This window comes from Desulfonatronum thiodismutans (assembly GCF_000717475.1).
Taxonomy (GTDB): Bacteria; Desulfobacterota; Desulfovibrionia; order Desulfovibrionales; family Desulfonatronaceae; genus Desulfonatronum; species Desulfonatronum thiodismutans.
Map to the genome: position 1 here is coordinate 1 of NZ_JPIK01000033.1, position 5,817 is coordinate 5,817.

3 protein-coding genes and 4 tRNA genes are annotated in these 5,817 nt (G+C 54.3%); 6 read left to right on the forward strand and 1 reads right to left on the reverse strand.

The features are described 5' to 3' along the window. Positions 1-187: 187 nt before the first annotated feature. Entirely contained in the window at positions 188-1,309 is a 1,122-nt protein-coding gene (locus GY33_RS0118775; protein ID WP_031388794.1) for an ATP-binding protein, read from the reverse strand. 366 nt (positions 1,310-1,675) lie between these two features. On the opposite strand from GY33_RS0118775, the gene GY33_RS0118780 reads away from it, so the two are divergent. The 6 genes from GY33_RS0118780 (at position 1,676) to GY33_RS0118805 (ending at position 5,695) form a co-directional block, all read left to right on the forward strand. Further along, positions 1,676-4,033 (forward strand): HDOD domain-containing protein, encoded by a 2,358-nt coding sequence (locus GY33_RS0118780; protein WP_031388795.1) that lies wholly within the window; start codon positions 1,676-1,678, stop codon positions 4,031-4,033. A 43-nt stretch (positions 4,034-4,076) separates the two neighbouring features. Then, positions 4,077-5,222 carry a pseudouridine synthase gene (locus GY33_RS0118785; RefSeq protein ID WP_031388796.1) on the forward strand — a complete coding sequence of 382 codons (1,146 nt, stop codon included), beginning with the start codon at positions 4,077-4,079 and terminating at the stop codon, positions 5,220-5,222. A 17-nt stretch (positions 5,223-5,239) separates the two neighbouring features. Continuing rightward, positions 5,240-5,314 (forward strand) — tRNA-Thr (locus tag GY33_RS0118790). A gap of 23 nt (positions 5,315-5,337) precedes the next feature. Then, positions 5,338-5,423 (forward strand) — tRNA-Tyr (locus tag GY33_RS0118795). A gap of 83 nt (positions 5,424-5,506) precedes the next feature. Then, a tRNA-Gly gene (locus GY33_RS0118800) sits at positions 5,507-5,583 on the forward strand. A 36-nt stretch (positions 5,584-5,619) separates the two neighbouring features. Further along, a tRNA-Thr gene (locus GY33_RS0118805) sits at positions 5,620-5,695 on the forward strand. The last annotated feature ends 122 nt before the right edge of the window (positions 5,696-5,817 follow it).

Genomic DNA, 5,817 nt, shown 5'->3' on the forward strand with positions numbered 1-5,817 from the left:
AACCCCGAAAGTTGAGTTAGGTGAGTTTCCGGATGTTTCAACTGCCGGTTTTCAATTCGGAAACGAGCAGTTTTTCCTTTTGGTAAGGAAGTCAATCAATTATGAGGAGGCGTATATCAATGCGTTGACGAAATAATTGTGAAGACTGACGCAGTCAAAAGGAAAAAGGGCCGTTTCTGGATGAAAACTAGATGAACAAGGAGCAGAGATACTCCTGAGCCGCGCGGATATCGATGCCTTGCGCCTGTTTTTCCCGTTTCAGGTGCAGTACGAGTTGTATCCCGGGAATGGCGTATTTTTTGTGAAAATTGACGAGATTGCGCGCTGGTTTCGCGTCAGAGCGCTTCACTTCGATCATCAATTCCGGCGTCTTGTCCCTGATAAGACAAAAGTCCACCTCCGCGCCATCCTTGGTGCGGAGGTAATGCAACGCCCAGGGCTGACCAAGAATGTCAGTCAGCCCATGAACATGCTTCAAGAGGCAAACTGCCGTCATGTTTTCAAAACGGGCTCCTTCATCACCTTGGACGAGTCCAGTGTCGTAGAAATAGATTTTGGGCTCCTTGAGAATGGACCGGGCAATGTTTTTGGAAAACGGCGTTACGCGAAAGACAATGTACAGGGATTCCAGGATATGGATGTATTTTTTGACGGTGTTCGGCGCAATTTGGACGTCCTCAGCTATGGAAGAGTAGGAAATGGGCGAACCAGTCCTGGAGCGCAAGAGGTCGAGGACGAGTTGAATGGCTTTGAAGTCCTGGATTTTTTCAAAATCAAGAATATCGGTCCGGATCAGGCCATCAACATATTGCATCCGCCACCTGTTGGCATCGGCCTCGTCCGAGGCCAGGTAGGGTTCGGGAAAGCCTCCCTGTTCGAGCAGTTTCGGAAAATCCAATGAGGCCTTGACCCTGGTCAGTTCCGCCGGGCTAAAGGGCATCATTCGATGCCTGAAAAATCTTCCGGCCAGGGAGTCACCGGCCTGACGCAGGGCTTCGAGCCTGGCGCTGCCGGTCACCAGGATCATCATCTGCTCGGGTTTTGTGTCATAGACGCCTTTGAGATAATTTTTCCAGCCCTTCATCTTGTGCAGTTCATCCAGGACCAACAGCCTGGTCTTGCCGAGCCAGGCTTCGTTCCTGATTATTTCCCTGTCTCCAGCGCTGTCGTAGTTCAGGTACACGCTATCCGGGACAGCACCGGCAATGCGCTTTGCCAACCATGTCTTGCCCACTTGCCGCGGACCGGTCAAAAAGACCATCTTTTTCTTCAGGTCGCCGACAATATGCTTTTCATACAAACGATCCATGACCATGCACATCCTTTTTTCCGACTTTTCTGCATAGCTTTGCGGAAAAGTCAAGGCTGGGCCGCAATATGTTGCAAAATGGTCGAAGTATGCGTTGGGCACTTGCGGTCGGCTCTCTCCTTGGCGTAGCCTCCGTCTTCTGGTGAAGCCTATCGACAAAACTCTTGCTCTCAAAGGCCATTCGACAGATCAAAATTAAGCCTTGGGATGAGCTTGTCGGGGGTCTGGGGATGATGTCCGTGGGGTGTTGCTTTGACCATTCATGTGGCTTATGTCCAAGAAAGCCATGAATGCACGCTCCACCATGGGTTCCGATTTTCGGTTTTTTCCATTTTTTCGCGGAACACGAAATGATTCAGGTGATCAATGAAACACGTCATAGAACTGCCCTCCTCAGATGAATTGAAAAAAGTCATCACTCTCGAAGGGCGCAGGCTGCCCAGCTTTCCTCAGGCAGCCTTGAAGCTTCTGGAAATGGTCGGGGACGAGGATGTTTCCGTGAAGGATGTGGCCCGGGTGATCGAATCTGATCCCGGGATTGCGGCCAAGGTGCTGGAGATGGTGAATGCCGCGGGGTTTGGTCTTTCGCGGAAGATCTCCACGCTGACGGAAGCCGTTGTTTTTCTTGGGATTGACCCAATCAGGAAGCTGTGCATCGGGATGACCGTATTCCAGGGGCTGTTCGCGACATCCAACTCAAGAACGTTCGATCGGATCCATTTTTGGCGGCATTCCCTGTCCGTGGCCGTACTTGCCATGGAGCTCGCAAAGAAACTTGAGCTTCCAAACCCTGAAGAAGCATATGTCGCCGGTCTCCTGCACGACGTGGGGAAAATCTTTCTCGATCTTCAAGGTCACAAGGACTACGGTGAATTTCTTCACGATATCGGCTCGTTCCAGAAGACGATCGTCGATCTGGAACGGGAAACCCTCGGCCTTGGTCATGACGACGTGGGAGCTTACTTCTGCTCCCTCTGGGGCTTGCCCGACAGCATCATTCTGCCGGTGAAGTACCATCACCGGAGTTTCCCAGCCGAGAGCCTGCCCACTGATCAGGCGCTGCTCATCTCCATCGTGGCTCTCTCGAACTTCATCTGCTGGACCCAGGGTGTTGGGTCCTTTGAGAACGAGACGGTCTGCCCCCCGGTGCTGGCCCCTGAAATCGAGCGGCTTGTCGACCTGGACAAGATCGACGTCATCGCCAGGATCAAGGCCATGAACAGGGAAATGGAACGGATTTCCGAGTTCTACCGGTTCGTGTTTCCAACCCCCGGTGAGATCCAGGAGAGCATGCTCTGGATGAGCTTTAATCTCTCCAGGGTGAATACCAGGCTTGCGCATCGAGACGTCACGCACGGTGCGCACGACCATCGCCAGGCCAGCGAGAACGCCTCCCTCCACGATGTGGGGTTTGCTTTCGGCAAGTCCCTGTCACAGGCCGGAACCGCCAGGGAGGTGATGGATATCGTCATGTTCCATATCGGGTCCATTTTTGAACCAATGCACTGGGCCATACTGCTCAAGGACCCGAAGGGCGAGGACGTGATCTTCAGCGCCGTGGAGGGGCTGAACAAGGAACGACTCCAGGGGCTCAGAGTACCCCGTGGCAAAGGGCTGTCCGGATATCTCGCGGAACGGGATATGCCACTGATTTCTTTAGATATATTCCATGATACCCACCTGGCCGGGCGCATGGGACTGTATGTTGATTTTGAACCGCTGTCCTGCATGGGGACATTGCTCAAAATCAATCAACAGTTTTTTGGTGTCGTCGAGCTTGTCAATAAAATGAGCGGATTGCCGTATACCCCGGAAGAATTAAAAATACTGGAATCCATTACGGAGCAGGCATCCATGGCCATCGAACGACTCTCCTACCAGCAGTCGCTGCGGAAAATGGCCACGACGGACTCCTTGACCGGGTTGAAAAACAGGTGTTCCCTGGAGCGGATGCTGAGCAACAGGGAGCTGATGCTGCGCCAGTATGGCCATGATCTTTCCATCATGATCATTGACATCGACAAGTTCAAGCGGATCAACGAGGAGAAGGGACGCAAGGCTGCTGATGAGCTGCTGAAAAAGGTGGCCGGCATTCTCCGCTCAACCTTCAGAAAATCAGATAATGTCTTCCGCTACGAGGGCGACAAGTTCATCGCCCTGCTGCCCGGAACCGACAGTCAGGCCGCGGATCAAGCCAGATCGCGGATGCTCACGTCCTATGATGCTCTCAAGAGAGAAATGGGCGTCACCCTGAGCATTTTTGTCCATACCGTGAAGCCTAGCCATGCCAAGGGGCTGATCACCTTTCTTGAGGAGCGTCTTGTTCAGGACAAGGCGGTGCTGGAATGCGCGCCCGATGCATCCGTGGCCGTGGAACTCCAGCCCGTGCTTGAACAGGAAACAGAGCAACGGCCGGAAAAGAGAAAAATCTACCGGAAAAAAGTCCGCCTGGACGGAGTGCTCGAACACCCTTCGGCCAAGAGCTACGGAAACATCCTGGTCGAAGAGATCGCCCTGACCGAAATCGGCTTTAGGGTGACAACAGGGCCGCTCAATGTCAAACCCGGTGACTTTCTCGAAGTCTCCTTTCGCCTGGACGATACATTGCACTCATTGATCGAACGACGTGTCATCGTCAGAAGCGTCCAGGGTGAGCAGGTAGACGCGGAATTTTACAACCCACCACCGTATGCAAAGGATCTCGGCTTTTACCTCCTGGCTTGATGGGAGGTGAGGGCAAAAGAGCAGGGGGATACATTGAGAACCAATGACTGAAATCAGCCTTGATATGCCGGGTTTCGAGCCCTTCTCATCGGAGTATGCGATTCCGGACGACTGCCATGGTTTGCGTCTGGATCAAGCCCTGGCACGACTGGTACCGGGATTGGGAAGGCGGGGGGCGAGGCGGATTTTTGAGGAATGTCCGGTTGATGTGGATGGGCGGGTTCGGGTGGCCGGGTTTCGGGTGTCCAGGGGGCAGCGGGTTCGGATAGGGGGCCACGTAAACGTTCAAAAGTGCGACTCGGCGCGACAAGGAGACGTTTGGACGCATCTGGAGGCCGAGCCCCCGACAATTCAGGTTGCGGTTCGAAACGCTGATTTCGCGGCTCTGGTCAAGCCTGCCGGGGTACACTGCGAGCGGCTTCCCGAGAGACTTTTCGAGGAGTTTTGCCAAAGTTTGTCGGGCAAGCCGCGGAACCAGGGAGTGGGCAGAGCAAGGCTGACTCTGGAGGAGGCCTTGCCTGATCTGTTCCCCGGAGCTTCAGCGACCTTCCTGAACCGTCTGGACCATTCGGTTTCCGGTCTGGTCCTGGCGGCCCTGCATGAACGGGCGGCCAGGGACTATGCCACGTGGCAGGATCAGGGACGGGTGCGCAAAACGTATTGGGCCCTGGTTTGCGGCCGACTGACGTCCTCCGTGGTGATCCGGTCGGCATTGGACACGGCCAAGCGGCGCAAGGTGCGGGCTTTGAGCGAGGAAGAGCCGGATGCGTTACGCTGGACTCGGGTGACGCCTCTGGTCGCACCCAAGGCGGAGTGTCTGGAGGTAGCGGACGTTTTGGGGGCTGCGGCGTGCTTGGGAGGGGGAGTCGTCCCAAAAGTCCCTTGGGATGCTGTGTGGGAACGTGCCGGAGAGGTTACTCTGGTTCGGGTGGAAATTTACAAGGGCCGTCGCCACCAGATTCGGGCGCATTTGGCTTCCATCGGCCATGCTGTGCTGTTCGATCCGCTATATGGCTCGGGGCCCAACGTGGGGTGGATCAGTCTGCACCATCGCGAGATTCTTCTTCCGGGATTTCGGGCCGATTCGGGTAAGGAATTCAAGTTGCTCCGAGGGTATCGACAATGTCTACCGCGTCATTCTGAAAAAAAAAGGCCTGGAGAGCTTGCATTTTTTTCAAGCCCCATGTAAATGCCTCTCTCTTTGTGGCTGGCGTAGCTCAACGGTAGAGCAGCTGACTTGTAATCAGCAGGTTGCGGGTTCAAATCCCATCGCCAGCTCCATGAAGTCGACCAGATGGTTGATCGGAGGGGTTCCCGAGTGGCCAAAGGGAACAGACTGTAAATCTGTCAGCGTAAGCTTTCGGAGGTTCAAATCCTCCCCCCTCCACCATATTTTTTGAAATTGCTGTAGGAGACAGGACGTTTCAAGGGCCTGTTGCTGGACTACACGAACATAAATGTGTCAGCGCCTGTGCGGGAATAGCTCAATTGGCTAGAGCATCAGCCTTCCAAGCTGAGGGTTGCGGGTTCAAGTCCCGTTTCCCGCTCCACATCGGCCTCCCTATTTGCTCCACGCAGCATACCGAGCCCACATAGCTCAGTCGGTAGAGCACTTCCTTGGTAAGGAAGAGGTCACCGGTTCAAATCCGGTTGTGGGCTCCATCTCTATGGACGACTCGGTCGGGAGCGCTTTTTGTTTTATTTTTGCGCCGTCGTTGTTCTTCGGCAACATTTTCACTCAAAATTCACGTTAGGGGGATCGTATGGCCAAGGCAAAATTTGAG

What these genes read in the sequence shown, in the direction of transcription:
- GY33_RS0118780 (WP_031388795.1), top strand. Translation starts at nt 1,676, where the DNA reads ATGAAACACGTCATAGAACTGCCCTCCTCAGATGAATTGAAAAAAGTC.
- GY33_RS0118775 (WP_031388794.1), bottom strand. Translation starts at nt 1,309, where the DNA reads ATGGATCGTTTGTATGAAAAGCATATTGTCGGCGACCTGAAGAAAAAG.
- GY33_RS0118785 (WP_031388796.1), top strand. Translation starts at nt 4,077, where the DNA reads ATGACTGAAATCAGCCTTGATATGCCGGGTTTCGAGCCCTTCTCATCG.